At 67.1% G+C, this 24,301-nt stretch carries 18 protein-coding genes; 15 read left to right on the top strand and 3 right to left on the bottom strand.

What is annotated here, in order from left to right:
- Window positions 1-95 precede the first annotated feature (95 nt).
- The 3 genes from ACMGDH_RS17170 to ACMGDH_RS17180 all read left to right on the top strand — a co-directional run bounded on the left by ACMGDH_RS17170 (window position 96) and on the right by ACMGDH_RS17180 (window position 3,394).
- Window positions 96-1,229, top strand: a complete 1,134-nt coding sequence (locus ACMGDH_RS17170) for a glycosyltransferase family 4 protein (RefSeq protein ID WP_436829203.1) — start codon at window positions 96-98, stop codon at window positions 1,227-1,229.
- Between the two features lie 64 nt (window positions 1,230-1,293).
- Window positions 1,294-2,697, top strand: a complete 1,404-nt coding sequence (locus ACMGDH_RS17175) for an NAD(P)H-dependent flavin oxidoreductase (RefSeq protein ID WP_436829204.1) — start codon at window positions 1,294-1,296, stop codon at window positions 2,695-2,697.
- Between the two features lie 7 nt (window positions 2,698-2,704).
- Window positions 2,705-3,394 (top strand): glutamine amidotransferase, encoded by a 690-nt coding sequence (locus ACMGDH_RS17180; RefSeq protein ID WP_436829205.1) that lies wholly within the window; start codon window positions 2,705-2,707, stop codon window positions 3,392-3,394.
- Between the two features lie 10 nt (window positions 3,395-3,404).
- On the opposite strand, the gene ACMGDH_RS17185 is transcribed toward ACMGDH_RS17180, so the two are convergent.
- A complete protein-coding gene (locus tag ACMGDH_RS17185; RefSeq protein WP_436829206.1) occupies window positions 3,405-3,836 on the bottom strand; it encodes a DUF6766 family protein in 432 nt (143 codons plus the stop codon).
- 71 nt (window positions 3,837-3,907) lie between these two features.
- Window positions 3,908-4,906, bottom strand: a complete 999-nt coding sequence (locus ACMGDH_RS17190) for a 2-hydroxyacid dehydrogenase (protein WP_436829365.1) — start codon at window positions 4,904-4,906, stop codon at window positions 3,908-3,910.
- A 75-nt stretch (window positions 4,907-4,981) separates the two neighbouring features.
- Between ACMGDH_RS17190 and ACMGDH_RS17195 the strand changes: the two genes are divergently transcribed.
- The 4 genes from ACMGDH_RS17195 to ACMGDH_RS17210 all read left to right on the top strand — a co-directional run bounded on the left by ACMGDH_RS17195 (window position 4,982) and on the right by ACMGDH_RS17210 (window position 8,697).
- Window positions 4,982-5,485: an SH3 domain-containing protein gene (locus ACMGDH_RS17195; RefSeq protein WP_436829207.1), complete on the top strand. Its 504-nt coding sequence runs from the start codon at window positions 4,982-4,984 to the stop codon at window positions 5,483-5,485.
- Window positions 5,486-6,154: 669 nt separating this feature from the next.
- Complete coding sequence (locus ACMGDH_RS17200) at window positions 6,155-6,304, top strand: hypothetical protein (protein ID WP_436829208.1); 150 nt, start codon at window positions 6,155-6,157, stop codon at window positions 6,302-6,304.
- 24 nt (window positions 6,305-6,328) lie between these two features.
- Window positions 6,329-7,876, top strand: coding sequence for a hypothetical protein (locus ACMGDH_RS17205; RefSeq protein WP_436829209.1), 1,548 nt, complete (start codon window positions 6,329-6,331; stop codon window positions 7,874-7,876).
- Window positions 7,877-8,136: 260 nt separating this feature from the next.
- Window positions 8,137-8,697 carry a GNAT family N-acetyltransferase gene (locus ACMGDH_RS17210; RefSeq protein WP_436829210.1) on the top strand — a complete coding sequence of 187 codons (561 nt, stop codon included), beginning with the start codon at window positions 8,137-8,139 and terminating at the stop codon, window positions 8,695-8,697.
- A gap of 294 nt (window positions 8,698-8,991) precedes the next feature.
- Here ACMGDH_RS17210 and ACMGDH_RS17215 read toward each other — a convergent pair whose 3' ends face one another.
- Entirely contained in the window at window positions 8,992-10,179 is a 1,188-nt protein-coding gene (locus tag ACMGDH_RS17215) for an acetyl-CoA C-acyltransferase (RefSeq protein ID WP_436829211.1), read from the bottom strand.
- Between the two features lie 87 nt (window positions 10,180-10,266).
- Between ACMGDH_RS17215 and ACMGDH_RS17220 the strand changes: the two genes are divergently transcribed.
- The 8 genes from ACMGDH_RS17220 to ACMGDH_RS17255 all read left to right on the top strand — a co-directional run bounded on the left by ACMGDH_RS17220 (window position 10,267) and on the right by ACMGDH_RS17255 (window position 24,255).
- The gene (locus tag ACMGDH_RS17220; protein ID WP_436829212.1) at window positions 10,267-10,527 is read left to right on the top strand and encodes a hypothetical protein; all 261 of its coding nucleotides are present in this window, start codon (window positions 10,267-10,269) and stop codon (window positions 10,525-10,527) included.
- Window positions 10,517-11,323 carry a prepilin peptidase gene (locus tag ACMGDH_RS17225; protein WP_436829213.1) on the top strand — a complete coding sequence of 269 codons (807 nt, stop codon included), beginning with the start codon at window positions 10,517-10,519 and terminating at the stop codon, window positions 11,321-11,323. Before ACMGDH_RS17220 ends, ACMGDH_RS17225 begins: the two co-directional genes overlap by 11 nt.
- A 9-nt stretch (window positions 11,324-11,332) precedes the next feature.
- Complete coding sequence (locus ACMGDH_RS17230) at window positions 11,333-12,730, top strand: coniferyl aldehyde dehydrogenase (RefSeq protein WP_436829214.1); 1,398 nt, start codon at window positions 11,333-11,335, stop codon at window positions 12,728-12,730.
- Window positions 12,731-13,090: 360 nt separating this feature from the next.
- On the top strand, window positions 13,091-13,540 hold the full coding sequence (locus ACMGDH_RS17235; protein WP_436829215.1) for a MarR family winged helix-turn-helix transcriptional regulator: 450 nt from the start codon (window positions 13,091-13,093) through the stop codon (window positions 13,538-13,540).
- Between the two features lie 75 nt (window positions 13,541-13,615).
- Window positions 13,616-15,727 (top strand): malate synthase G, encoded by a 2,112-nt coding sequence (locus ACMGDH_RS17240; RefSeq protein ID WP_436829216.1) that lies wholly within the window; start codon window positions 13,616-13,618, stop codon window positions 15,725-15,727.
- Window positions 15,728-16,072: 345 nt separating this feature from the next.
- Window positions 16,073-18,316, top strand: a complete 2,244-nt coding sequence (locus ACMGDH_RS17245) for an autotransporter assembly complex protein TamA (protein WP_436829217.1) — start codon at window positions 16,073-16,075, stop codon at window positions 18,314-18,316.
- Window positions 18,316-22,536: a translocation/assembly module TamB domain-containing protein gene (locus ACMGDH_RS17250; RefSeq protein WP_436829218.1), complete on the top strand. Its 4,221-nt coding sequence runs from the start codon at window positions 18,316-18,318 to the stop codon at window positions 22,534-22,536. Before ACMGDH_RS17245 ends, ACMGDH_RS17250 begins: the two co-directional genes overlap by 1 nt.
- A gap of 252 nt (window positions 22,537-22,788) precedes the next feature.
- Entirely contained in the window at window positions 22,789-24,255 is a 1,467-nt protein-coding gene (locus tag ACMGDH_RS17255; RefSeq protein ID WP_436829219.1) for a flavin-containing monooxygenase, read from the top strand.
- Window positions 24,256-24,301 lie beyond the last annotated feature (46 nt).

Here is a 24,301-nt window from a genome sequence, read left to right on the forward strand (position 1 = left end):
CTCCGGCGCCTTCGGCACCACCTCTCCCTGGCGGGGGAGGATTGGTTCGCGGGGATGACGGACGGTAGGCGATCGGCTATCGGGCCGTTCCGACCATGCCCATCCACATCCTCCACCTCCATTCCACCTTCGCGCTCGGCGGCAAGGAAGCGCGCGCGGTGCGGCTGATGAATGCGTTCGGCGACAAGGCGCGGCACACGATCGTCTCGGCCGCCCCCGACCAGCTCGGCGCACGCGACCTGATCGCCAAAGGCATCAAATATGAGATCGCGCAGAACCCGCCGCCGCTCGCCGGCCGGCCGTCGGTCAAGCGCTATGAGGAGATCGCGCGCTTCATGCGGCGGTTCGACCTGGTGCTCACCTATAATTGGGGCGCGATCGACGGCGTGATGGCGGCGCGGGTGTTCGGCAAGGGGCTCCCCCCGGTCGTCCACCACGAGGACGGCTTCGGCGACGACGAAGCCAGGCGCCTCAATCCCGTGCGCAACATGTACCGTCGCATGGCGCTTCCCGCGGCGAATGCGCTGGTGGTCCCGAGCGAGGCGGTCGAGAAGGTCGCGGTCAAATATTGGCATCAGCCGCGCGAGCGCATCCACCGCATTCCCAGCGGGATCGCGACTGCACTCTATACCGGCAAAACCGATCCGCGACTGATTCCCGCGCTCCAGAAGCGGCGCGAGGGCGAGGTGTTCATCGGCTGCGTCACGGGGCTCCAGCCCGACAAGGATCTGCCGATGCTCGTGCGCGCGTGCGGCGGGCTCAATTCGCGCTTCAAGCTGGTGATCGTCGGCGAGGGCCCCGAGCGCCAGACCATCCTCGATGCCGCCGAGAGCATGGCGATCGAGGACGATTTGATCCTTCCGGGGCTGCTGCCCGAGCCCCACAGATACATGGGCCTGTTTGATATCTTCGCGCTCTCGTCGAAGCGCGAGCAGGCGCCGGTTGCCGTGATGGAAGCGATGGCGGCCGGACTGCCGGTCGTCGCGCCGCGCCTTGGCGATATTCCGGGGATGGTGGCGCCGGAGAACGACGCGTTCCTGGCTCCGCGCCGAAACGAGGTCGACATCCGCGACCGGATCGACACGCTCGCCAAGAACCCTGAATCCCGGATCTATATCGGGCAGCAGAACCGCGAGCGCGCACGTGCGTTGTTCGATGAGGCTGAAATGATCGCGTCCTATGCGCGGCTCTACGGCCAGGCGATGGGACGCCCTGACGCGCTGCAATAACGAATGCGTCTCGCTTGTTAGGGGCTTTGCGTCTAGCGTCCCGCAAATTTTTTCGGAGGTAGATTTGTTCAAGGGTCTTACGCCCATCGTTTACAACGGCCGTGAGGTCTGGCCGCTGGTCGAAGGGGGGAAGGGCGTTGCGGCGACCAACCACGCGAGCGCCGGCGCCTGGGCAGCGGCCGGCGGCATCGGCACGGTCAGCGCGGTCAATGCCGACAGCTATGACGCCGAGGGCAAGATCATTCCGCAGGTCTATCACGCGCTCACTCGCCGCGAGCGCCACGAAGAGCTGATCGCCTATGCGATCGAAGGCGCGGTGCAGCAGGTCAAGAAGGCGTTCGAGATCGGCGGCGGAAAGGGTGCGATCAACATCAACGTGCTCTGGGAGATGGGCGGCGCGCAGCGTGTGCTCCACGGCGTGCTCGAGCGCACCAAGGGCATGGTCGCAGGCGTGACCTGCGGTGCGGGTATGCCCTACAAGCTCAGCGAGATCGCGGCGTCGTACAACGTCTCCTACCTGCCGATCGTCAGCTCGGGCCGCGCCTTCCGCGCGCTGTGGAAGCGCGCCTATTCGAAGGCGGCCGACTGGCTCTCGGCGGTGGTCTATGAGGACCCGTGGCTCGCGGGCGGGCACAACGGCCTGTCCAACGCCGAGGACCCGCTGGTGCCGCAGGACCCGTACCCGCGCGTCCGCGATCTGCGCGCGACGATGCGCGAGGGCGGCATCTCCGACGACGTTCCCATCGTGATGGCCGGCGGGGTCTGGTATCTCCGCGACTGGAACGACTGGATCGACAATCCCGAGCTCGGCAAGATCGCCTTCCAGTTCGGGACGCGCCCGCTGCTCACCAAGGAAAGCCCGATCCCCGAGGCGTGGAAGAACGAGCTGATGAAGCTGGAGGAGGGCGACATCCTGCTCCACCGCTTCTCGCCTACCGGCTTCTATTCCTCGGCAGTGCGCAATCCTTTCCTGCGTAACCTCGAGGCACGCTCGGAGCGGCAGATCGCCTATTCGACCGAGCATGCCGGCGATCATACCTTCCAGCTCGACGTGGGCGTGAAGGGCAAGAACTTCTGGGTGACCCGCAACGACCTGCTGCGCGCGCGCCAGTGGTTCGGCGAGGGCTTCACTTCGGCGCTCAAGACGCCCGACAACACGCTCGTCTTCGTCACCGAGGAGGAGAAGGCGATCATCCGCAAGGACCAGGCCGATTGCATGGGCTGCCTGAGCCAGTGCCAATTCTCGTCCTGGGCGGATACAGAGACCAATTCCACCGGCCGTCTCGCCGATCCGCGCAGCTTCTGCATCCAGAAGACGCTCCAGGACATCGCCCATGGCGGTCCCGTCGACCAGAACCTGATGTTCGCCGGGCACGGCGCGTACAACTTCAAGCGCGACCCCTTCTACTCGAACGGTTTTGTCCCCACGGTGAAGCAGCTCGTCGACCGCATCCTGACCGGCGACTGAGCCGCTCGTGAGGACCGGACTGATCATTCGCCACGTCCCCTATGAGGGGCTGGCCGGGTTTCGTGCGCCGATCGAGGCGGCGGGGTATGCGCTCAACTTCGTCGACGTGGCCGATGCCGGCTTTGCCGAGGTCGACTTCGACGCTACCGACCTGCTGCTGGTGATGGGCGGGCCGATGGGGGTTTACGAGCGGGAGGCGCATCCGTGGATCAGGCATGAGCTCGAGCGGCTTGCCGGGCGGATCGGACGGGGGCTGCCCACGCTCGGCGTGTGCCTGGGCGCGCAGATGATCGCCGCGGCGATGGGGGCAGAGGTGCGGCCCGGCCCCGTCAGGGAGATCGGCTTCGCGCCGGTGCAGCTCACCGGCGCCGGGTCTCCGCTTCGGCATCTCGGGAGCACGCCGATGCTCCACTGGCACGGAGACACCTTCGACTTACCGGACGGCGCCGAGCTGCTCGCCTCGACTTCGGCCTATCCGCACCAAGCCTTCCGCCGCGGACCCGGGCTGCTCGCGCTCCAGTTCCACCCCGAGATGGGCGAGGACCCGAGCTTCGAGACCTGGATCGACAAGGGCTCCGACTTCATCGCCGCCGCGGGCAGCTCGCCCGACGCGCTTCGCCGCGAGTATCAGGCCCATGGCCCGGCCGCTGTGGCGGCGGGGCAGGCGATGATCGCCGAGTGGCTCCGCGGCCTCTAGGGTCCAGACCCTAGACTGCATCCTCCTTCTCGTCGCCCACTACCGGGTCGCTGCCATGGGCATGCGGCTTGGCGTGGCCGTGGTGGCGCATGAAGCGATCGTCGAGCTCGTCGATGATCTCCTGGCCGCGGTCCGGGCCCGCCTTGAGGCGGATCAGCGCGTCGACCTTCGCTTCCATCCGGTCGTCATTCTCCTTGGACGAGGGCGAGCCGACGTAGAGGAAATAGGCGAGCCCCACGACCTGCCAGAGGAGCTGGAGGAACTCGGACTGCCAATTCTCGAACGTGTCGCGCAGCATCTCGTTGAGGTAGCTCGACACTTCGGGCGGCTGGCCGTGCGCCTGCTGCTCGTCGACGAAGCTGCTCCAGCCGAAAAACCAGTGGAGGCCGAACGAGACCAGAAAAAAACCAAGCGTTATCCATGCGTAGCTGTATTTCTTCATCACCGTCCTCCCGTGCGTGCGGGCACAACCCGCGTCGGGGCGAACGTGTTCCGGCGGCGTAACGGGAGCCGCTAGAGCCAGCCCTCGAGCACCTGATCGGGCGGGCGGTGGCCGTCGACCCAGGAGCGGATGTTGGCGACGACCTTCATCCCCATCGCCTCGCGCCCCTCGAACGTCGCCGAGCCGAGGTGCGGCAGCAGCACGACATTGGGCAGATCGAACAGCCGCGGATCGACCGCCGGCTCGCCGACATAGACGTCGAGCCCCGCACCCGCGATCCGGCCATCCCGAAGTGCCGCGACCAGTGCCTCCGGATCGACGATCTCGCCGCGCGCCGTGTTGATCAGCCAGCCGCCGGGCCCGAGCAGATCGAGCCGGCGCGCGTCGATCAGCCCCGCGGTGGCGCCGGTGTGCGGCGCGTGGATGGTGAGGATGTCCACCGCCGCCAGCATCGCATCGAGATCGGCGTGCCAGGTAGCGCCCAGCTGCGCCTCGGCCACTTCGGGGATGCGATGGCGATTATGGTAATGGACCTGCAGCCCGAACGCCCGCGCGCGCGCCGCGACGGCCTGGCCGATCCGGCCCATGCCGAGGATGCCGAGCTTCTTGCCGCCGATCCGGTGCCCGCGCATGCCGGTGGGCCGCCAGCCGGTCCACTGGCCCGAGCGCACCAGCTTGTCGCCCTCCACCAGCCGGCGCGGCACCGCGAGGATCAGCGCCATCGCCATGTCGGCCGTGTCTTCGGTCAGCACGCCGGGCGTATTGGTGACGACGATCCCGCGGGCGCGGGCGGCCTGGAGATCGATATGCCCCACACCCGTGCCGTAATTGGCGATCAGCCGAAGCCGATCGGGCGCCGCATCGATCAGCGCGGCGTCGATCCGATCGGTGACGGTGGGGACGAACACGTCCGCCTCCGCCATCGCCGCGGCGAGCGCGTCGCGGTCCATGGCCTTGTCATCGGCACTGAGCACGGCGTCGAACAGCTCCGCCATCCGCGCCTCGACTGCCTCGGGCAGCGAGCGCGTGACGGCCACCCGGGGGCGAGAGGGGCGCGGCGCCTGTACCATGAAGGCGGGATTGGCGGCAGCGGCGGCGCCAGTCAACGGTTGATGCCCGCCGCCACGGCGCGGTAGAGGATCGCAATGAACGGGGGACATATGCGCGGCGTGGGTTGGATCGTGCCCGGAGCTTTGGTGGTCGCGGTGGCGCTGGCGTTCGCGCCGACGGCCGAGGCGCAGCGCACGCCGCCCTATTACGTCTCGATCAAGGCGGACAAGGCGCGGATGCGCACCGGGCCGGGGCGCAACTATCCGGCGAGCTGGCTCTACCAGCGCCGCGGGCTGCCGCTGCGCGTGATCGACATCTACGGCGAGTGGCGCAAGGTGGAGGACCCCGGCGGCACCCAGGGCTGGATGCTCTCCAACCTGCTGGACGTGAAGCGCACCGGCTATGTGACCGGCGCGATCACGGAGATGCGCGCCTCGCCCGAACCGAACGCCCGGATCAACTGGCGCGCGGCGCCCGGCGTGGTGGGCGCGATCAGCAAATGCGCCGTCGGCTGGTGCTGGTTCGAAGTCAAAGGCCGCGGCGGCTATGTCCAGCAGGCGCAGATCTGGGGCGTCGAGCCGGGCGAAGTGATCGATTGACTCGCACGTCCGGCTGCCAATCCAAAGGTTGGCGGCGGGGGTGATGCCCAACCTTTTGGTTGAATGGGAAAAGCGCGGATTTCTGCGGGTGTGAGGCGATTCTGGGGCGGCCGCGGTTGACACTTGCTTGACACTCGCTCGACCGCGTTTGCGGGTGTGCGAGCCCAGCGTTAGCCGCGGCGGCGGGGTTGCGTTAGGGGCGGCATGCTGGTCGGCGGCCGCCCGCTTGTCCTGCGCCAGATTGACTCGACTGGTTGACTTGCTTGACTCGATTGCACGTTTTGCAGGCGAGGCGAGGCGAGGCGAGGCGACGGCTACGCGCCAGCGAAGCGACAGGTACGCGGCAGCTACGCTACACCCGCGCGGCACCGAAGCGGCAGCCACGCGCCACCGACACACCAGCGAAGCGACACCTGCACAGCGGCTACGCGCCGGCGCGGCGGGGTGCGGGGAAGGGGGACTCGGCTGCTCGCGCATATGCGAACGAAAGCAGAACAAATCCTATTTTACTAGGGGGAACAGAAATGCTTGAGGCCCATTGATGGCGCGCTTCGTCGACGAAATGCAACGTTTCAACTTCCAACCCTTGCGCCTATGGTTTGGCCAGACCAGCCTTTTGATGGACGCCGAAAGAAATTTCCGAATCGGCGTCTTGGATGGAGGAAGTTTATGAACGTTCCGATCAAGTCCAACGAACTGCGCGCTCGCCTGAACAATCTCGACCAACTGTTGTCACGCGGGAACGTTCGTTCGGAAATGCGTCCGATCGCGGCCAAGGTCTATGAAGGTGATGACGTTATTTTTGGGTCTCGCGGCTAATCTAAACAAGTAAGATCGATCGGTATGTTTCAAGCCGATCTCGATTTCCGAGACTTTGGCGCCCCGTACAAGATTGTGGACGGGGCGCTTGTTTTTGGAAGCTCGTTCGTCCGCCCACTCGACCATCGGATGGTGCATTGGCGCGTGCTGGCCAGTTATAGCCGACTGGTCCTCATAGCATCCGAACGTTTCTGTGGTAGTGAGGAAGTATCAGGCGAGCACCGTCAACTAGATGACGCGGAGATCTATGTAGAGCTTGCGGCGGCGCGCGACCATTTGCTCGATTTCGCCATATTATTGTTGGATCGCCGGGAGCCGCGTGTTCAATATAGCACTTCGCCGGTGGTGTCGGTGCCAGCTTACATTCACGCTACCGGAGACTCGGTCCTGATCGACTGGGACTATGCCCGCTTGCTCCAGAAGATATCGGTCAGGCCGTCAATTGACATCGTACTTGCCCAGATTGCCGGCCGATCCATTTACGACACGCGCACCGTCGTCGAAGGTCTGCACCGCGTGACGGCCGACTCCACCATCACCGTCACACTGGCAGGCTTGAAGGCTAGCTATCCGGCCGCGGTCGAATACGAAGGTCCCCAGGAGATCGTGCACGGAGCCGATCTGGAAGCGGCACTCTTCGACACTGTTTCGACGATAATAGGAGCTCGGCCGCTTTCTCCCGCGAATGTGGCGGTCGAGGTGAGCGGCGGGATGGATTCCGCGCTGACGGCGCTGGCTGCTGCTGGAGCAATTGGGGGTGCCCTTCTGAGCGCCGAGGCACGATTCAATGGTGCGATGGGGAAAGCGCAGGATGAGCGGCGTCGTCTTATTATAGAGCGCGGTGGATTCGACGATCTGGCCGTGCCCGCGGAACGGTTTGCACCCTTTGCCCCCGGCACAGCCCGCCGGCTCGGTCTCAACGTGCTGCCAGATGACGAGAACTATCCGGAGCTTTTCGAGGTTTTGTTCGCCGCGCTGCGTTCAGCGGGCGTAGACACACTCATCTCCGGTTTCGGAGGCGACGAACTGTACGCGATTTATGAAGGCGAGGAAGAGCACCGCGCCGAACCGGACACGTCATCGCCGTTCCTCTCAACGGAGGGGTTACAGCAGGCGCACATGCTTTCGAGCGAGTACCCTGCCTCATGGCTGCAGCCATCTAGCTGGCAGAGCGCCGCGGCGCGCTCTCAGCGAGTCCTTCGCTTCGGGCTTTGGCCGATCTACCCCTATATCAACACTTCTTTGGCACGCTTTGTTTCTTGTCTGCCATATGAATATCGGCGCGACCGAACACTGTTGCGAAAAGCGCTCACGAAGGTGCTTGGTAACTCTATTTACGAAACCAATTATACCAAGGAGACCTTCGGTGCCGTTGCGCGACGTGGCATCGAAGAAAATAAAGAATACCTCATTGGAATGGTGCGCGCGACTCCATTGTATTCTGTTCAGCAAATAAATTGCCGGGCGATCATAGAGGCGCTTAATTCAAATATTGCTGAGCTGGACAAGCCTATTTTCGAAGGGCTGTTTAGAATCCTAAAGATATTCGCATTCTTCCAAAGTGAAGGGTAATCTAGAATATAGGTTCAACCTTATTCGCCGGGGCGAACGCCCATAGGCGGGCATAGACGAGGCCGCTGAGTGCCAGTGCCACACAGAACGACAATCTTGCCGGCTATTCCCGAGTCCTGACCCAACTCCCCTGGGCGAACATGCGCGATGTCGCTCCCGCGCCATATAGGCTATCCTGTGGTGCCAAGCGCCGGGCGGGAGCCTCGTCGAACGGCCGGCCTCAGCTGGAGGGCAACATGGAATCACCGGGAGTGAGAGTTATGGCCCCGGCCGATGAAGGCCCGGCGATCGAGACCATCGTGCTGGCGTTCGCGGCAGACCCCATGGCGCGATGGACTTGGCCGCGGGCGCACCAGTATCTTGCGGCAATGCCGCGGATGGCGCGTGCGTTCGGGAGCAGGGCGTTCTCCAGCGGAAGCGCTTTTTGCACCGACGGCTATGCCGGGGCGGCGCTATGGCTGCCGCCCGGGGTGGGTCCTGACGAAGAAGGGCTTGGCGCGGTGATCGAAAGCACCGTTGCGCCCTCGCTTGCCCCCGAAACCGAAGCCATATTCGAGCAGATGGCCAGATATCATCCGACCGAGCCGCATTGGTATTTGCCCCTGATCGGTGTCGATCCGGCGCACCAAGGCGAAGGTCACGGCGATGCGTTGATGGCCTATGCCTTGGCGCAGTGCGACGGCGATCACGTGCCGGCCTATCTGGAATCTTCGAACCCGCGCAACATCCCCTTCTATCAACGCCACGGCTTCGAGCCGCTCGGCGCTATCCAGGTCGGTTCGTCGCCGACGCTCGTCCCGATGCTGCGGCGACCGCGCTGACAGCCTGGGGCGGGACTCAGGCGGTCTTCGCCTTCGCGCGCAGCGCGTGGCGGAGGGGCGGATGCCCGACCGTAGCGGCGTGCTTCCTCCCCCTCCGTCGCCTTCGGCGCCACCTCCCCCTGGCGGGGGAGGATTGGAGGGGGCGGTTTGGCCGTGGGCGATAAGCCCCTCCCCTTCAGGGGAGGGGTTGGGGTGGGGACTGTCCACGGGCGCAGACCTCGGCGAGACTGACATGCCCCACCCCAAACCCCTCCCCTGAAGGGGAGGGGCTTTGCGCTCCAAAAACCTAAACCCTCAGTCGATGAGCTCCACCGCCATCGCAGTCGCTTCGCCGCCGCCGATGCAGAGCGAGGCGAGGCCGCGCTTGCCGCCGGTGGTCTCCAGCGCTGAGAGCAGGGTCGCGAGGATGCGGGCGCCGCTGGCGCCGACCGGGTGGCCGAGCGCGCAGGCGCCGCCGTGGATGTTGAGCACGCCATGGGCGATGCCGAGCTCCTTCATCGCGATCATCGCGACGCAGGCGAAGGCTTCGTTGACTTCGAACAGGTCGACGTCGTTGGTCGTCCAGCCCGCTTTCTCCAGCGCCTTTCGCATCGCGAAGACCGGCGCGGTGGTGAAGCGGGCGGGGAGGTGCGCGTGCGCAGCGTGCGCGACGATGCGGGCGCGAGGGGTGAGGCCCAGCCGCTCGGCGACGCTCGCGCGGGTCATCACCAGCGCCGCGGCGCCGTCCGAGATCGACGAGGCGTTGGCGGCGGTGATCGTTCCCTCCTTCGCGAAGGCGGGCTTGAGCGTGGGGATCTTGGCGGGATCGGCCTTCGCGGGCTGCTCGTCGAGCGCGACGGTGGTGACGCCCTTGCGGCCCTGGACCTCGACGGGGACGATTTCGCGATCGAACGCGCCGGTGCGCTGCGCCTTCTGTGCGCGCTCGAGGCTGGCGATGGCGAAATCGTCCTGCGCTTGCCGCGTGAACTGATATTCCTGCGCGGTCTCCTCGGCGAAGCTGCCCATGAGGCGGCCGGGCTCATAGGCGTCCTCGAGCCCGTCCAGGTACATATGGTCCTTGAGCGCGTCGTGGCCGATGCGGGCGCCGGAGCGGTGGCGGAGCGAGAGATAGGGGGCGTTGGTCATGCTCTCCATGCCGCCCGCGACGATCAGGTCGGCCGAGCCCGCGGCGAGCGCGTCGGCGGCCATGATCGCCGCCTGCATGCCCGATCCGCACATCTTGTTGATCGTGGTCGCTTCGATGTGGTGGGGGAGGTTCGCCTTGAGCGCGGCCTGGCGCGCGGGGGCCTGGCCGAGCCCGGCGGGGAGCACGCAGCCCATGTAGATCCGCTCGATTGCGTCGCCCTTCAATCCCGCGCGCTCGACTGCGGCGCCGACCGCGGTGGCGCCCAGATCGGTGGCGCTGGCATCGCTCAGGCTGCCCTGGAAGCTGCCCATCGGGGTGCGGGCATAGGAAACGATGACGATATCGTCGGCGGACATGTTTGATCCTCTCGCTGGTTGGGGCGCATCTAGTATCTCGCGAGACGGTTTGCAAAAGCCGTGGCGCCGCCCCAAGGAGAGGTTCGCATGGCGCTGGTCGATATCCTCAAATGGTCCGCATCGATCAGCGGGATGATCGCGGCCTTCATGGTCTCGCTCGATCTCGGGCGGCGAGTGACGGGCTGGGGGTTCGCGCTGTTCGTGGCGTCGAGCATCGCCTGGATCTCGGGAGCGTTCCTGTCCGACGACGAGCCGCTGTGGACGCAGAATCTGGTGCTGTTCGGGATCAACTGCTTCGGCGTCTATCGCTATCTGATCCGCAAGCGGGCGCCGCGGCATGACGATTGAGGACTGGGTCTGGCCGGCGCTGTTGGGAGTGCTGGGGCTGGTCTTCGGGAGCTTCATCGCGACGGTGGCGATCCGCTGGCCGGAGGGGCGATCGGCGCTGCGCGGGCGATCGGCGTGCGACGGGTGCGGCAAGGAGCTGCGCGCGGCCGAGCTGGTGCCGGTGGCGAGCCATGTCCTCCAGCGCGGGCGATGCCGGGAGTGCGGAGGGCGGATCGCTCCGTCGCATCTGGTGACCGAGCTGATCGGCGGGGCGATCGGCGTGGCTGCGGGACTGGCGGCGCCGGGGATCGAGGGGGCGTGCGGGGCGGTGTTCGGCTGGCTGCTGCTCGCGCTGGCCGCGATCGATTTTGCCGCCTTCTGGCTGCCCAATGCGCTCACCGGGGCGCTTGCCGCAGGAGGGCTGGCGGTGGGACTCTTCACCGATATCGCACCGCCGCTGCAGGAGCGGCTGATCGGCGGTGCGGCGGGCTATGGCGCGCTATGGCTGGTCGCGATGGCCTATCGCGCGCTGCGCGGGCGGCACGGGCTGGGCGGGGGCGATCCCAAGATGCTGGGGGGCATCGGGCTGTGGCTCGGCTGGGCGAGCCTGCCGCTGGTGGTGCTGGGCGCGTGCTTCGTTGGCTTGGCCGCGGTGCTGCTGCTGATGCTGGCCGGGCGACGCATCGGCGGCTCGATGCGGCTTCCGTTCGGCACTTTGCTCGCGATCGCCGCTTTCGGGGTGTGGCTCACGGCGGCCTCGACTTCGAAGTTTCCGGTGGGCACGGTGGTATATCTCGTCGACGAGAGCGACGGATAGGAGGGGGCGATGCGCGAGATACTCGAAGCCCAGCGCCGAGCGTTCATGGCCGAGCTGCCGGTGCCGCTCGACCTGCGTAAGGACCGGCTCCGCCGCGCCGCCGCGATGATCGCCGACAATGCCGCGCGCTTCTGCGACGCGCTGAGCGAGGACTTCGGGCATCGCAGCCGCGAGCAATCGATGATCACCGATATCGCCGCTTCGGTGGCGCCGCTCCGGCACGCGATCAAGCATCTGGGGCGCTGGGCGAAGGCGGAGCGCAAGCCGACGATGTTTCCGCTGGGGCTGCTCGGCGCGCGGGCGCGGGTGGAGTATCAGCCCAAGGGTGTGGTGGGGATCATCGCGCCGTGGAACTTCCCGGTGAACCTGGTGATGAGCCCGCTCGCGGGGGTGCTCGCCGCGGGCAACCGCGCGATGGTCAAGACCAGCGAGTTCACGCCCGCGGTCGCCGCGCTGTTCGAGGAGCTGTGCCCGCGCCATTTCGCGCCCGAGGAGCTGGCCTTCGTCAGCGGCGGTCCCGAGATCGGCAAGGCCTTCGCCGCGCTGCCTTTCGACCATCTGCTGTTCACCGGCGCCACGGGCATCGCGCGGCACATCCTCCACGCCGCGGCGGACAATCTCACGCCGGTGACGCTCGAGCTCGGCGGCAAGTCGCCGGTGATCCTAGGCCGCTCGGCCGACGTGGCGCGGGCGACCGAGCGAGTGGCGATGGGCAAGATGCTGAACGCCGGTCAGGTCTGCCTCGCGCCCGACTATATGCTGGTGCCGGAGGAGAAGGAGGCGGACGTGGTCGCTGGGCTCGTGAGCGCCGCCACCGCGATGTACCCGAGCCTGCTCGCCAATCCCGACTACACCGCGATGATCAACGACCGCCACCACGCGCGGCTGATCGACTGGATCGACGACGCGCGCGCCAAGGGTGCCGAAGTGATCGCGGTCAACCCGGCGAACGAGGATTTCGCCGCTTCCAATTCCCGGAAGCTGCCACTGCACATCATCCGCGGTGCCACCGACGAGATGAAGGTGATGCAGGAGGAGATATTCGGCCCGGTGCTGCCGGTGCGCGGCTACGCCACGATCGACGAGGCGATCGACGAAGTGAACCGCCGCGACCGGCCGCTCGCGCTTTATCATTTCGGCAGCGACGCAGGCGAGCGGCGCCGGGTGATGGACCGCACCCTCTCGGGCGGGGTGACGCTCGACGATGTGATCTTCCACGTCAGCCAGGAAGAGCTGCCGTTCGGCGGGATCGGTCCATCGGGAATGGGCGCCTATCACGGCGAAGCGGGTTTCCGCACCTTCAGCCACGCGCGCAGCGTGTTCCGCCAGTCGCGGCTCGACGTGGCGAAGCTCGCGGGAATGAAGCCGCCCTATGGCAAGGCGACCTGGGCGACGATCAAGCGGTAGATGAAGGGGTGAAGGTCGATTTATCCTCCCCCGCCAGGGGAGGTGTCAGCCGCAGGCTGACGGAGGGGCGGAAGCACATCGTCAGCCTTCTGGCATCCTCCCCCTCCGTCGCCTTCGGCGACACCTCCCCCTGGCGGGGGAGGATAAAAGGGCTTGCCACCGGCGCTGGACAAAAAAAGGGGCCGTCCCCGGAGGGACGACCCTTGAAAGTCTTAGGAGAGGATGCCTGAAAGGCCCGTCCCTTTTGCGTCGCGGCCGATTATGTTGCAAGTGCGAAGTGATACCGGTATCATTGCAAAAACTGCAATCGTACAACGTTGTCACTTGCGAAAGTTGGAAGAGAGAGGAGAGGGTCAAGGCATGGCGACGCTGAAGCTCGACGATTTTTTGCCCTATCGGCTCTCGATCGCGTCCAACGCAGTGTCGGACGCAGTGGCGACGGCGTATCGCACGCTCTTCGGGCTCCGCATCCCCGAATGGCGGCTGGTGTGCGTGCTCGCCGAGGACGGGGCGATGAGCCAGCAGGCGCTGTGCGGCCGCACGCGGATGGACAAGGTGACCGTGAGCCGCGCCGCGATCGCGCTCGCCGATCGCGGGCTGGTTGCGCGCGAGAGCAATCCCGGCGACCAGCGTTCGCACCTGCTTACGCTCTCGGCCGAGGGCCGGACGCTCTACGAACAGGTCGCGCCCAAGGCACTCGAGCTCGAACGCCGGGTGTTCCAAGGCTTCAGCGCGCAGGAACGCACGCAGCTCCGTTCGATGCTCGACCGGATCGAGGCCGCGGCGGGAGCGCTCGAAGCAGGGGGTTGATCGCGGCCCCCGGGCTGGACTAATCGCAGCAAGCCCTCCCCAGGCAATGAGTGACGCTTGCCAGGAGGAGTATTCATGCCCGCTTACACCGATCGCGCCGGTCTGAAGGTCGCCGAAGTGCTCGCGCGCTTCGTCGAGGGGCAAGTGCTGCCTGGGCTCGGCATCGCCGCCGAGGACTTCTGGGCGGGTGCGGCGGATATCTTCGCGCGCTTCGCTCCCGAGAATCGCGCATTGCTGCAAAGGCGCGACGCGCTCCAGGCGCAGATCGATGCCTGGTGTGCCGAGGAGCCGGCGCGCGCGACCGATCCGGCCGAGCAGGAGGCGTTCCTGCGATCGATCGGCTATCTCGTTCCCGAGCCCGCACCCTTCGGCATCGGTACGACCGGGGTGGACGACGAGATCACGCGGATGGCCGGGCCGCAGCTCGTGGTGCCGGTGCTCAACGCGCGCTTTCTGCTCAATGCAGCCAACGCCCGCTGGGGCAGTCTGTACGATGCGCTCTACGGCACCGACGTATTGGGCGCGGCGCCTGCGGTGGGCAGCTATGACCCGGAGCGTGGCGCGCAGGTGATCGCGCGCGCCAAGGCATTCCTCGATCAGGCGGTGCCGCTGACGGGCATGCAGTGGGCGGACTTCACCTCGGGCGATCTGCCGCTGGCCGATCCCGGCCAGTTCGTCGGGCATCGCGGCGAATCGCTGCTGTTCCGCCACCACGGCCTGCACGTCGAAGTGGTGATCGATCGCGATCATCCGATCGGCCGCAGCGATCCGGCGGGCATTGCCGATGTGCTGCTCGAATCTGCGCTGACCACGATCGTCGACCTCGAGGATTCGGTCGCCGCGGTGGATGCCGAGGACAAGGTCGCGGCCTATGCCAATTGGCTTGGGCTGATGCGCGGCGATCTGGAGGAGCGTTTCGAGAAGGGCGGGAAGACGCTCACGCGCCGGCTGGAGGCCGATCGCAGCTGCCAGGTGCCGGGCAGCAGCGACGTGACGCTCCCCGGCCGCGCGCTGCTGTTCGTGCGCAACGTCGGGCATCTGATGACGACGCCTGCGGTACTGCTGGCCGATGGGAGCGAGGCGCCCGAGGGCGTGCTGGACGCGATCGTCACCAGCACGATCGCGCTTTACGACCTTCGCGGCCTCGGTCGCTTCCGTAACAGCCGCGCGGGATCGATCTACATCGTCAAGCCCAAGATGCACGGGCCCGAGGAATGCGGCTTCACCGATCGACTGTTCGACGCGGTGGAGGACCTGCTCGGGCTCGATCGCCACACGATCAAAATGGGGGTGATGGACGAGGAGCGGCGCACTTCGGCCAATCTCGCCGCGTGCATCCAGGCGGTGAAGGATCGGATCGTCTTCATCAACACCGGTTTCCTCGATCGCACCGGGGACGAGATCCACACCAGCATGCGCGCGGGGCCGATGGTGCCCAAGGGCGAGATGAAGGCGAGCGCCTGGATCCAGGCCTATGAGGATCGCAACGTGCGGATCGGGCTGGCGTGTGGGCTTTCGGGGCGCGCGCAGATCGGCAAGGGCATGTGGGCCGCGCCGGATCGCATGGCGGACATGCTCGCGCAGAAGGGCGCACATCCGATGGCGGGCGCCAACACCGCCTGGGTGCCGTCGCCCACCGCAGCCACGCTCCACGCGCTGCACTATCACCAGACCGACGTGTTCGCCCGTCAGCGCGAGATCGCGGGGGAGGCGGAGGCGGTGCCCGGTCTCGCGCCGCTGCTCACGATTCCTGTGGCGCGCGGGCGCAACTGGGGTCCGGAGGAAATCGCGCGCGAGCTCGACAACAATGCCCAGGGGATCCTCGGCTATGTCGTGCGCTGGATCGATCAGGGGGTCGGCTGCTCGAAGGTGCCCGACATCCACGACATAGGGCTGATGGAAGACCGCGCGACGCTGCGCATCTCGTCGCAGCATATGGCCAACTGGCTGCTCCACGGCGTGGCGACCGAAGCCGATGTAGAGGCCGCGCTGCGCCGCATGGCCGCGAAGGTCGATGCGCAGAACGGGGGCGATCCGCTCTACCGGCCGATGGCGGGGCGCGAGGAGACGAGCCTGGCGTTTCAGGCCGCCCGGGCGCTGGTGTTCGAGGGTGTCGCGCAGTCCAACGGCTATACCGAGCCGCTGCTGCACCGCTTCCGCGCGCTGGCGAAGGCGCGTGGCGGCTAGGGCGGGTGTCCGCCCAAACTGCTTCCCCCTTGATCGGCAGGGCTATCGCATACGAAAATTCCGTTCGCCCTGAGCTTGTCGAAGGGCGCTCCCCAACTGCATTCGCTCGCGGATGGCCGCCCTTCGACAGGCTCAGGACGAACGGGATGTGATCGAGGGGGATCGAGGAAGCTCCGTAATTTGTCCTCGTCTCATTGCACCCTCGCAATGAATGGAGGATAGCTTAGCCGCATGGGGCTAGCCGCTGAAATCATGGGCGATTCGTCCGGCTGCGGAGCCAAAGCCGGACTGGATCGTTACGGTGGCGAGAGGGCCGGGGTTGTAGCGCGGCTCCCGAGGAGGCGCGTGGGCAAAGGGGTCAAGGCGGTCTGGATTGCCGCGCTGGCGGGATCGGCGATCCTGCCGGGCGTCGCGCTTGCGCAGATCGCAGACCCCAAGCCCGGGCAGGGCGCGCCGCCGCCGGCGGCTGCCCCGGCGCCCACGCCCACCCCCACGCCCACGCAGCAGGAGCCCACCCCCACGCCCACGCAGCAGGAAGAGCCGATCGTCTCGGACGAAGCGTTCGAGGCCGGGCTGCCCAAGCTCAGCGACGACATCAACGCGCCGCTCGAGCCGATGGAGGGCTTCCAGCAGCAGCCCGGCCAACCACAGACGGTCCCGCCCAAAACGGTCCCGCCCACACCGCAAACCGTCCAGCCGATCCCGGGGACGGAGCAGACGCCCGGGACGGAGCAGGTGGACGAGGGCTTCGCCCCGCCGCCGCCCGAATCGCCCGAATTCGCCCAGCCGCTGCCGCCGCTCTCCACCTTCAAGCTCGAGACGGTGACGATCGAAGGCGTCGACGACGAGAAGCTGGGCCAGATCCGTTACACCACAGCTGTCGAGGGGCTCGACAAGATCGGCCTCGACGACGAGTTCCGCGGCCTTTCCGCGCTCGAGGACGGCGACGGCAAGGCGGCAAATGCCGCGATGGTCGCGGCGCGGGCGCGCGAGGACGAGCAGCTTGCGGTGCGGCTGATGCACTCGCTGGGCTATTACGACGGCACCGCAGTCTCGACGATCGAGCAGAACCCGCGCAACTCGGGCAACGTCCGCGCGACGATCGCGGCCACGCCGGGGCCTCTCTACCGGATCGGAAGCGTCCGGATCGTGAGCGGCCCCACCGTTCCTGCGGGGCTGATCGATCGCGAGCTGAACCTCAATCCGGGCGATCCGATCGAGGCGGCGCGGATCCAGGCCGCCGAAGCCAATGTGAAGCTGCGCCTGCCGCAGCAGGGCTATCCCTTCATCGACGTGGGCGACCGCGACATCCTGCTCGACGAGCGGACGCACTTCGGCGACTATACGCTGCCGATCGAGCTCGGGCCGCGTGCGCGCTTCGGCGAGATCGTGACGCAGGGCCGCCGCCCGGTGTTCGAAGTGGATCACCTCAACGTCTTCCGCCGCTACGAGCCCGGCGAGCTCTACGACAGCCGCATGGTCGACGATCTGCGCGATGCGCTGATCGCGACGAGCCTTTTCTCCACTGTGTCGGTCGAGCCGGTGAAGACGGGCAAGACCAATCCGGACGGCACCGAAGTGGTCAATCTTCTCGTCCGCCAGAACGCGGGGCGGCCGCGCACGCTCGCCGGCGAGCTCGGCTACAGCACCGGCCAGGGGATCAGGCTGGAGGCGAGCTGGACGCACCGCAACTTCTTCCCGCCCGAGGGTGCGCTGATCGCGAGCGGCGTGCTCGGCACGCAGGAGCAGGGGATTTCGGGAACCTTCCGCCGATCGAACGCCGGGCAGCGCGACCGGACCTTCCAGGCCAGCGCCTCGATCAACCACCAGGATTATGCCGCCTATGAATCCTATACGGGTTCGCTGTCGGCGCGCTGGTCGCGCGATTCTACGCCGATCTGGCAGAAGCGCTGGACCTATTATTACGGCGGCGAGCTGGTCGGTTCGAACGAGGACCGCTGGAATTACGAGACCAACGAGCGCGATCGCGGCACCTGGCTGATCGCGGCGCTGCCCAGCTTCGTCGGCTACGACACGTCGGACGACCTGCTCAACCCAACGCGTGGTTTCCGCATCAAGGCGAACGTCAGCCCCGAGACTTCGGTGCGCGGCGCGGCGCGGCCCTATGCGCGGCTGATGCTCGAAGGCACCGCTTATTATCCGGCGACGCGCGACATCGTGATCGCCGGGCGGGTCCGCGTCGGCTCGATCCCGGGGATCGCGCGCAACGACCTTCCGCCGTCGCGGCGCTACTATGCCGGCGGCGGCGGATCGGTGCGCGGCTTCGGCTATCAGGAACTCGGGCCGCGTGCGCCCGACGACCGGCCCGTGGGCGGCCGGGCGCTCAACGAGTTCGCGCTCGAGGCGCGCTATCGCTTCGGCAATTTCGGGATCGTGCCCTTCATCGATGCGGGGCAGGTCTATGAGGGGATCTATCCCACTGCGCAGGACCTGCGCTTCGGCGTGGGCATCGGCGGGCGCTTCTACACCAATTTCGGACCGGTCCGCGTCGACGTCGCGACGCCGCTCAACCGGCGGCCGAACGAATCGAGGGTCGCGCTCTACATCTCGATCGGGCAGGCGTTCTGATGGCGACCGAGCCGCCCGAACCGATCGACGCGCCCCAGCCGGTGGCGCGCGCGCCGCTGTGGCGGCGGATCGTCAAATGGGGGGCGATCGTGCTCGGCGCGATCGTGCTGCTGCTCGGGCTGGTGGTGATCGGGATCAACACCGATCCGGGCCGCCGCTTCGTCGCCGATCAGCTGGGCAAGTTCGAGCTGGCTTCCGGGCTCAACTTCCGTGTCGGGCGGATCGACGGATCGCTCTACGGTGCGATGGTGCTGCGGGATGTGGAGGTGAGGGACGCCAAGGGCGTGTTCGCTACCTCGCGCGAGATCGCGGTCGACTGGCGGCCGTTCGCCTTTGTGCGCAACCATGTCGACGTGCGCAGCCTCACCAGCCCCGAGGTGCGCGTTCTGCGGCTGCCCGCGCTCAAACCGTCGGGCGATCCCAATGCGCCGCTGTTGCCCGACATCGACATCGACGTGGGCCGGCTGGAGATCGCGCGGATCGATGTTGCCCCCGCGGTGACCGGCCAGCGGCACCTCGCGCGGCTGAGCGGCAATGCGCACATCGCCGGTGGCCGGGCGCAACTCAACGCCAATGCCGCGACGATCACTGCGCCGGGCGTGGCGGGCGGGGATCGGCTCGCGCTCAAGCTCGACGCGGTGCCCGAGGCGAACCGGCTGGATATCGATATGCGGCTCGACGCGCCGGCCAAGGGCCTGGTCGCGGGGCTCGCCGGGCTGGAGAGCCCGTTGACGCTTACGGTCGGCGGTCAGGGGAGCTGGGCGAGCTGGAAGGGACGGGCGCTGGCGACTCTGGGCGGCGGCGAGCTGGCGAACCTCGCGGTGACTGCCAACAACGGCCGTTTCCAGGTCCGCGGTCCCACCAATCCCGGCCTCTACATGAGGGGCCCGGTCGAGCGGCTCGCCTCGCCGCGGCTGGACGTCGCGCTCGACGCGGTGTGGAAGGACCGCGCGGCCAACGGCCAGCTCCATCTGCGCTCGCGCGCGCTCTCGGTGGAGATGCAGGGCGGGCTCGATCTCGCGCGCAATCGCTTCAACAATCTGCGTGCCGAGGGAATGCTGCTCACCCCCGGCGCGATCGCACCCAACCTCAACGGCCGATCGGTGCGCGCCGCGATCGCGCTCAATGGCCCCTTCGCGACGCCGCTGGTCGACTACAAGCTTACCGCGGCCGCGCTGGGCTTCGGCGAGACCGTCGCCGAGCAGCTCTATGCCGAGGGGCAGGCGCGGGTGGATGCCGACCGCATCCTGATCCCCGTCCGCGCCCGCGCCGCGCGTGTCTCGGGGCTCAATGCCGCCGCCGGCGGGCTCGTCACCAATCTCACCGTCAACGGCGATCTCGCGATCTCGGGCGACCAGATCCTCTCGGATAATTTGCGACTGCGCTCGGACCGGGTGGACGCCACCGCAATCATCGCCGCGGACATGAGCGAGGGCCGCTACACCGGCGCGCTCAAGGGCCGGATCAACGATTACGCCATCAACGGCGTCGGGGTGGTCAACCTCAGCACCGATGCCGAGCTTTACGCGCCGCGCGGCGGCGGCTGGGGCATCCGCGGCCGGGTCGCGGCCGAGACGCGGCGGCTCACCAATGCGGCGGTGCGCGATTTCCTGGGCGGCAACGCCACTGCCTCGGCGCGCGTGACGCTCGGCCCCACCGGCGTGATCGACGTGGCCGACATCCGCATGCGCGCGCCGCAGTTCCGCATCCTGCGGGGATCGGGGCGCTATGATCCCGCGGGTCCGATCCTGATCAACGCCGACGCGGTCTCTACCGCCTATGGTCCTTTGACCGCGCGCGTCACCGGCACCCTCAATGCCCCGCAAGTGCTGCTTCGTGCCGAACGGCCGGGGCTAGGCGTGGGGCTGGTCAACCTCGAGGCGCGGGTACGCGGGCGCGGATCGGCCTATGCGGTGAGCGCCACCGGCGGCACCGATTACGGGCCGTTCAGCGCCAATGTGCTGGTCCGCACCGGCGCGCGAATGGCAGTCGACATCGAAGCCGCACGTTTCGCCGGAATGGACATCACCGGCCGGATCCAGCAGACCGCCGCGGGGCCTTTTGCGGGCCAGGTGCAGTTCCAGGGCTCGGGCGTGGCCGGCGCCGCTGATCTTTCGGCGCAGGGCAAGCTCCAGCGTGCCGACTTGCGCGCCACTGCCAGCAACGCGACGGTCCCGGGCAACACCGAGTTCACGATCGGCCGCGCGCTCGTCTCCGCCAGTGTCGTCCTCGCCGATACGCCGCAGATCGTCGCCGATGCGCAGATCGCCAACATGCGCCGCGGCGAATTCGTGCTCAAGACCGCGCGTGCCAAGGTCGATTACCAGGGCGGCTCGGGCACTGCGCAGCTGGTCGCCAACGGCTCGACCGGGGTGCCGTTCGCGATCGGCGTCAACGCGCAGCTGGCGCCCGGCCAATGGCTCGCGGCGATCCAGGGCAACGCCAGCGGCATCGGCTTCCGCACCGCCGCGCCCGCGCGAATCGCGATCGACGACGGCAACTACCGGCTGCTCCCCACCCGCGTCGATTTCGACCGTGGCACCGTCCGGCTGGCGGGCAGCTACGGCGACGGCACCGTGCTCCAGGCACGGATCGACAAGCTCGAGCTGGCGGTGGTCAACGGCTTCATCCCCGGCCTGGGCCTCGACGGGACGGCCACCGGAAGCTTCGACTTCGCCCAGCCCGATCCCGGCGCCTTCCCTAGCGCCGACGTGCGGCTGGAGATCGATCAGTTCACTCGGTCCAGCCTCGCCATGGTCTCGACTCCGGTCGACATCAGCTTCGTCGGCAAGCTGCTCCCCGACGGCGGCGATGCGCGCGCGATCATCAAGCGCGGCACCACCACCGTCGGCCGGCTGGTCGCGACGCTGCGTCCGCTGGGGCCGGCGGCGGGAAGCTGGACCGAGCGGCTGTTCGCCGCGCCCCTTTCCGGCGGCATCCGATACAACGGACCGGCCGCAGTGCCCTTCTCGCTGGCGGGCATGACCGGCCATCATCTCGACGGCCCGCTGGGCATCGCCGCCGATTTCTCGGGCACCCTGGATCAGCCGCATCTCGTCGGCGTCGTCCGCGGCGAGCGGCTCGTCTACAGCAACGAAACCTACGGCACCCGCCTCACCAACATGAAGCTCGACGGGCGCTTCGACGACGACGAACTGGTGCTCGACCAGCTGACTGCGCAGGCCGGGGAGGGGACGCTGAAGGCACAGGGCCGGATCGGCCTTTCCGCCGCGAACAACTATCCGATGAACATCGCCGTCGATCTCGAAAATGCCGAGCTCGCGCGCGGCGAGGCGCTGGGCGCCACCGCCACCGGCCGCCTCACGCTCACCAAGAACAACCAGGTACAGCGGATCGAAGGCCGGCTGACCATTCCAGAAGCGCGCTACGAGATCATCCGCCAGGGCGCCGCGGAGGTGCCTGAGCTCACCGGAATCCGCCGCCGGAGCGAAGTCGAGGCAGCTGCGGCGAATCCGCGTCCGACGCAGCCCGTCCGCCCGGCGACCGAGTTCGATCTCAACATACGGCTGGTCGCGGACAACAAGATCTTCGTCTCGGGCATGGGGCTCGAATCCGAATGGAGCGCGCGCGTGTTCGTGCGCGGCACCACCTCCGCGCCCGAAGTTCGCGGCAGTCTCCAGATCGTGCGCGGCACCTACAGCTTTGCCAGTCGCCGCTTCGAGATCACGCGCGGCGACATCAGCTTCCAGGGTGCGGAGATGTTCAACCCGACGGTCAACATCTCCGCGAACACCACGGCGGAGGGCGTCACTGCGATCCTCAACGTCAGTGGCACCGCCCAGCGGCCGCAGATCGCCTTCACTTCCTCACCCGCGCTGCCGCAGGAGGAAGTGCTGGCGCGGCTCTTCTTCGGCACCGACGTGACCAATCTCTCCGCCACCGAGGCGATCCAACTCGCCGCCGCGGTCAATTCGCTGAGCGCATCGGGCGGCGGGCTCAATCCGCTCGGCCAGCTCAAGTCGGCGACCGGGATCGATCGGCTGCGCATCCTCGGCGCCGACGACACCACCGGGCGCGGCACCTCGCTCGCGGCGGGCAAATACATCACCGACGACATCTACATAGAGATCATCACCGACGCGCGCGGCTTCACCGCCACCCAGCTGGAGATCGCACTCTCGCGCACCCTCAGCCTGCTCTCGCAGACCGGCTCCTTCGCGGGATCGAGCGTCAGCCTGCGCTATTCGCGCGATTATTGAGCTCGTGTTGGTCTCGGCGATCCCTCCCGGATCAAAACCCGTTCGCCCTGAGCTTGTCGAAGGGCGCCTCTCCTCCCGGCCAGACCTCGATAACGCCCTTCGACAAGCTCAGGGCGAACGGGGGATGCAGCTCAGGGCGAGCGGGGATGAAGCTCCGGGCGAACGAGGACCAAAGACGCGTTCGCTATCCGATCGGTTGACGCGCCCCGTCACGCCTACTTACACTGCTGTAAGCATAAGGCGGAGAGGCCGATGGGCGAGCATTTCGACGTGGTGGTGGTGGGCGCAGGGCTGTCGGGGATCGGCGCGGGCTATCACCTTCAGGCGAACAGCCCGGATCGCTCCTATGTGATCCTGGAAGGGCGCGATCGGCTCGGCGGCACCTGGGACCTGTTCCGCTATCCGGGCATCCGATCGGATTCGGACATGTACACCCTCGGCTTCTCCTTCCGCCCCTGGACCGATGCCAAGGCGATCGCCGACGGCCCTTCGATCCTGCGCTATCTGGAGGATACGGCGCGCGAGCACGGCATCGACCGGCACATCCGCTATGGCCACTGCGTCAAAAGCGCCGCCTGGTCGAGCGAGGAGGCGCGCTGGACGCTGATTGTCGAGCAGGACGGCGAGGAACGGCGCTTCACCTGTTCCTTCCTTTTCGCCTGCACCGGCTATTACGACTATGCCCGCGGCTATGCTCCCGATCTGGAAGGGGCGGCGGACTTCAAGGGGCGTATCGTCCACCCGCAGTTCTGGACCGACGACATCGATTATGCGGGCAAGCGCGTGGTCGTGATCGGCAGCGGCGCGACTGCGGTCACGCTCGTTCCCGAGCTGGCGAAGCAGGCTGCGCAGGTCACCATGCTCCAGCGCTCGCCGACCTATATCGTCGCGCGCCCTTCGGAGGATGCCATCGCCAACCGGCTCCGCCGCTGGCTGCCGTCCAAGGCAGCCTATGCGGTCACCCGCTGGAAGAACGTGCTGCTCCAGCAGTATTTCTACCGGATCGCGCGCAAGCACCCGGAAAAGGCGAAGGAGCGGATCGTCGACATGGTCCGCCAGGAGCTGGGGCCGGAGTATGACGTGGGCACGCATTTCACCCCGCGCTACAACCCGTGGGACCAGCGCCTGTGCCTGGTCCCCGACGCGGACCTGTTCGCTGAGATCCGCGCAGGGCGCGCCGATGTCGTCACCGATACGATCGAGCGCTTCACCGAAACCGGCATCCGCCTGTCCTCGGGCAGGGAGCTGGAGGCCGATCTGGTGGTCACTGCTACCGGCCTCGAGCTCCAGCTGATGAGCGGCATCCCCGTCACCGTCGACGGGCGCGCGATCCAATGGTCCGATCACATGACCTACAAGGGCATGATGTTCTCGGATGTGCCCAATCTGGCGATCTCGTTCGGCTATACCAACGCGAGCTGGACGCTGAAGGCCGATCTCACGGCCGGCTATGTCACGCGGCTGCTGAACGCCATGAAGAAGCGCGGGATGCGCCAGGTGACGCCCCGACTGCGGGCGCCGGTCGAGGCGCTGCCCTTCCTCGATTTCACCTCGGGCTACGTCCAGCGCGCGATGGAGCAGTTCCCGCGTCAGGGCAGCCGCAAACCGTGGCGCCTCCACCAGAACTATACGCGCGACGTGCTCGCGCTCAGGTTCGGCGGCATCGACGAGGAGATGGAGTTCTCCAACCCCGAGCCGCGCGACCGCAAGGTGGCTTAGGCTGGCAACGGAAGTTGAGGTCCTTGTTGCGGATGTTCCCTAATCC

The organism is Sphingomonas radicis, assembly GCF_051400635.1.
Taxonomy (GTDB): domain Bacteria; phylum Pseudomonadota; class Alphaproteobacteria; order Sphingomonadales; family Sphingomonadaceae; genus Sphingomonas.